5 protein-coding genes and 1 pseudogene are annotated in these 4,231 nt (G+C 46.1%); all 6 read left to right on the top strand.

Annotation, left to right across the window (positions count from 1 at the left end; genetic code table 11):
* Positions 1-424 (top strand): HK97 gp10 family phage protein (locus tag IJ369_RS05000; protein WP_290716723.1); only part of this gene is annotated, 424 nt, incomplete at its 5' end.
* Positions 425-437: 13 nt separating this feature from the next.
* Positions 438-728, top strand: a complete 291-nt coding sequence (locus IJ369_RS04995) for a hypothetical protein (RefSeq protein WP_290716721.1) — start codon at positions 438-440, stop codon at positions 726-728.
* Positions 725-1,303, top strand: coding sequence for a major tail protein (locus IJ369_RS04990; RefSeq protein WP_290716719.1), 579 nt, complete (start codon positions 725-727; stop codon positions 1,301-1,303). The genes IJ369_RS04995 and IJ369_RS04990 overlap by 4 nt, the downstream gene beginning before the upstream one ends.
* A 3-nt stretch (positions 1,304-1,306) precedes the next feature.
* The gene (locus IJ369_RS04985; RefSeq protein ID WP_290716716.1) at positions 1,307-1,720 is read left to right on the top strand and encodes a hypothetical protein; all 414 of its coding nucleotides are present in this window, start codon (positions 1,307-1,309) and stop codon (positions 1,718-1,720) included.
* Between the two features lie 68 nt (positions 1,721-1,788).
* On the top strand, positions 1,789-1,914 hold the full coding sequence (locus IJ369_RS04980) for a hypothetical protein (RefSeq protein ID WP_290716713.1): 126 nt from the start codon (positions 1,789-1,791) through the stop codon (positions 1,912-1,914).
* 83 nt (positions 1,915-1,997) lie between these two features.
* Positions 1,998-4,231, top strand: a pseudogene (locus tag IJ369_RS04975) (hypothetical protein); the annotation flags it as partial.

Genomic DNA, 4,231 nt, shown 5'->3' with positions numbered 1-4,231 from the left:
TGATCTGATGGGGAGAAAACGCATTTACAGCAGGACTGCTAAGGTTCAGGATTTAGCGGCTGCAGTTATGGCACAGTTGGAGGAATTCTCCGATGAAGCCTCTGAAAAAATGAAAGAGGCCGTTGATGAAGTGGCAAAAGAGTCAAAGACAGAAATCGATAGGCATATCACGTTCAAAGAGCCGACAGGAGAATATAGAAAAGCGCTTGCAATTAAAACAACCCTTGAAACAAGGAGATCAAAAAAGAAAGTCTGGTATGCCAAAGGCAAACAGGCCAGGTTGACGCATTTGCTGGAAAATGGTCATGTAAAGCGTGGCGGAAAGGGCAGGGTGCAGGCATATCCCCACATCAAGTACGGGGATGAATATGTCGAAGAAAATCTGTCAAAACGCATAAAGGAGAAGATAGAAAGTGGAAATTAAAGAGATTAAAGAAATGTTAATGGCTACGGGCTTGCCTGTGGCCTATGATCATTTCAAAGAACAGACAGACCCGCCTTTCTTGGTCTATCTTCTGCCGGAGAACAGGAACATCGTTGCAGATGACTGTATCTATCAGCCAAAAGTTCTTGTTCGTGTGGAATTATACACAGAGAAGAAGGATCTGGAACTGGAAAGAAAGGTGGAAACAGAGCTGGCCGATATGGTCTGGACAAAGACAGAAGTCTATATTGACAGCGAAGATATGTTTGAAATTATGTATGAAATGGAGGTAATGACAGAATGAGCGATACAAAAATCACTTATGGATTGAAAAAACTGGCCTATTCTAAAATCACTACAGGTGAGGATGGCAAAATTACATATGGCACACCCAAAATGATGCCCGGCGCCAGAGCGATTTCCCTGTCCCCTGTGGGCGAAGATGTGCCTGTGTATGCCGATGATATTAACTATGTAAATATCACATCCAATCAGGGCTATGACGGTGATGTGACTGTTCTGGGTATTCCCGAGGATTTCATGGTGGAAATTCTGGGTATGACAAAAGATGCGAATGGCGCAATGATCGAAAACGCTGATGATGCAAAATCTGCATTTGCACTGCTGGGTGAATTCTCCAGTGAAACAGCACTGAAAAAACGCTTTGTACTGTATAACTGTACAGCTGGCAGACCCGATTTTGCAGGCAACACAAAAGAAGAGAGCCCTGAAGCGACAGAATATGCAATTCCTCTGACTGCAAGTCCTGCGACGGATACAGGCGATGTAAAAGCATCCGTAGTCGGCGGCGTAGACGCCAATGCGGCCTTTGATGGTTGGTACGATGCTGTTTATCTGAAACAGGAAGCAGGTGCATGATAAATGGAAAAGATCGTAAGAGTAGAAGAATATGAATTTCCTGTCAGAAGCAGTGCGGCAACTCTGTTGTCCTACCGCAGAAACTTCGGCAGGGATGGCATGAAAGACTTGCTGGCACTGGTGAAAGGTCTGGGTAAAAAGAAAATCACTCCTGTGGATGAAAATGATACTGAAACGGAAGAAGAAAGAAAGCATGAAATGATGATTGCTTTTGCGGACAGCAGTTTCGAAATGGATACGCTGTACCGTTTCATCTGGACCTTTGCAAAATCCGCAGACAAAACTATCCCTCCTCTCGAAGAATGGCTGGACACTTTCGATGTGCCGGCACTGGAATTCGTTGCGGATGTATTCCCGCAGGTATCTGATCTGCTGTTTTCCATGGCAAAAACAAATGTGAAAGCTAAAAAAAAGTAGCTGCTTCCTCAGGTGGGGAAGTAACAACAGAAGATATCATACGTGTTGCTATCGCTAGAGGACTGAAATTGGAAGACTTTGAGCAGATGGAACTAGGGATGATCATTGACTACCTGGTGACTTGTCAGAATGCGGAATATGATGCGAAACATCCCCAGAGAGCGGCAACGCAGGCAGACATTGATGCATTTTAACACGAAAAACTAAGCACATCGGACAGGGTTATTTTAACTTATGTCTGGATGTGATTTTTTATTGCATTGAAGGAGGTGAGAAAGTGGCAGAAAGTAAAATCAGGGGTATTACCGTAGAGATTGGCGGTGACCTTAGCCCGCTGGAGAAAGCTATAAAAAGTACCAATAAAACGATCAATGGGATGCAAAAAGAATTGAAGGGTGTTGAAACGCTGCTGAAGATGGACCCTTCCAATGTGGACCTGCTCCGCCAGAAGGAAGAATTGCTGACAAAGAGTATCAGCGAGACAGAAACGAAGTTGAATGCGCTGAAAAAGGCAAAGGAACAGGCTGATAAGGATATGGCATCCGGCACGCAAGTTAACCAGGATGAATACCGCAAACTGGTACGTGAAATTGCATCCACGGAAAACAAACTGGATGGATTGACCCAGAGTATGAAGGAATTTGGCAGCGTCGGCGCTCAGCAGGTGGCAAAGGTTGGGAAAGATATTGAAGGCCTTGGCAAAAAGATGACCGACGTAGGCGGAAAAATGAGTGCTGTGGTAACGGCTCCTGTGGCTGCAGGCGTAGCGGCAGTGACGGAGGGAACAAGAGAACTCCGCAGTGACCTTGCCCGCCTGGAAGTCAATGCAGAACAAACAGGCAGAAGCCTGGATGATATGAGTGGTTACATGACACAGATCGTGGGCGTAACAGGCGAAGTTGATAGCTCTGTAGAAGGGTTGTCCAACCTTCTGGCAACAGGCATCAGCGATAAAGGCTTTGCAGAAGTAATGGATGCACTGTCCGGCGCTGCCATCAAGTTCTCTGATACGCTGAAGTTTGAAGGTATCGCGGACGGCCTGCAGGAAACACTGGCTACGGGTGCAGCAGTTGGCCCCTTTGCAGAATTGCTGGAACGCTCCGGTATTGTTTTGGATGATTTTAATGCAGGGCTGACAGCGGCTATTGCTAGTGGCGAGCAGGAAAACTTTATTTTGCAGACATTGGCGAATACCGGGCTTGCAGATTTTTATGCTGCCTACAGAGAAGGGAACCCCGATTTGGTGGAAGCGGCAGAGGCTCAGTATCATTTGCAGGAAGAACTGGCGAAAATCGGTGAACTGCTGGATCCTATCGTAGCGAAGATCGTAGAGTTTGCCGCAAAATTGTTGGAGAAATTCAATAGCCTTTCGCCTGCAATGCAGAACTTCGTCCTGATTATCGCGGGCATTGCAGCAGCTATCGGCCCTGTCATTGTTCTTTTGGGTTCAATCATTACGCATTTTGGAACGCTGATTACCTTTGCCCCGAAGCTGGTATCGGGTTTGGGGCTGGTAAAAACGGCAATTTCTGCTATTGGCGGTCCTGTCACAATTGTCATTGCCATTATTTCTGCATTGCTTTTGAAATTTATCGATGCGTATAACACCTCTGAGGAATTCAGAAACAAAGTCAATGGGGCTTTTAACTCAGTCAGGGAGACCGTTTCGGCGGTTGTGGCGGCTGTTTCTGCGAAGGTCGGGGAATTTATCAATATCGGCGAAAACGTCGTGCGTGGTCTCTGGGAAGGCGTCACGAATATGAAAAACTGGCTTATCAGTAAAATGACTGGTTTCGTAGATTCCATCAAGAATGTGTTTACTGGCAAGAAAGGCTTTGATACCCATTCTCCTTCCAAATGGGCGGAAGAGGTTATGGAGAACGTAGACAAAGGCTTAGCGAAAATTGATCCACAGACGAGCGAAGCGGTACAGAAAGCAAAGGAATATTCCAAAGCGATTATGGATGCGGCTACATCCTATCTGGATAACAAAAAGTTTTTCGGAGAAGTCACAGCCCAGGAAGAAATTGCTTATTGGAGCAATATCGTAAAAAATCAGAATCTGGCAGCGGATGAACTGCTTGAAATCGATAAGAAAATCTATACGGCGAAACAGTCTATCTTGGAAGAAGAAAAACGGGCCATGGAGGAATATGAAGCATCTGTGAAATCCAGAGCAGAAGCCATTGCAGGCTTTGCAGGCTTGTTTGATTCTGTGGGAGAACAAACGAAAGTTGATGGCGATACACTGATCGATAACCTTGCTGGACAGGTTGAGTTGCTGGAACAGTGGCAAAAAGACATGAACGAACTGCTGGAAAGAGGCATTGCAGACTCTATGCTGGAAGAGCTTCGCGAACAGGGACCTCAGGCAGCGGCAGAGATCCATGCCATGACTCAGATGTCCGATACGGAACTGGCAGAATTCGGCGAATTGTACGCAGAGAAAATCAAACTGGCAACGGAAACAGCGGTCAATGAATTGGGCGGTCTGCAGCTGGCGATTACACC

It is taken from the genome of Anaerotignum sp., from assembly GCF_017483025.1.
GTDB lineage: Bacteria > Bacillota > Clostridia > Lachnospirales > Anaerotignaceae > Anaerotignum_A.
The sequence above is the reverse complement of the archived record's forward strand: the minus strand, read 5'-3'. Positions and strand labels throughout refer to the sequence as shown.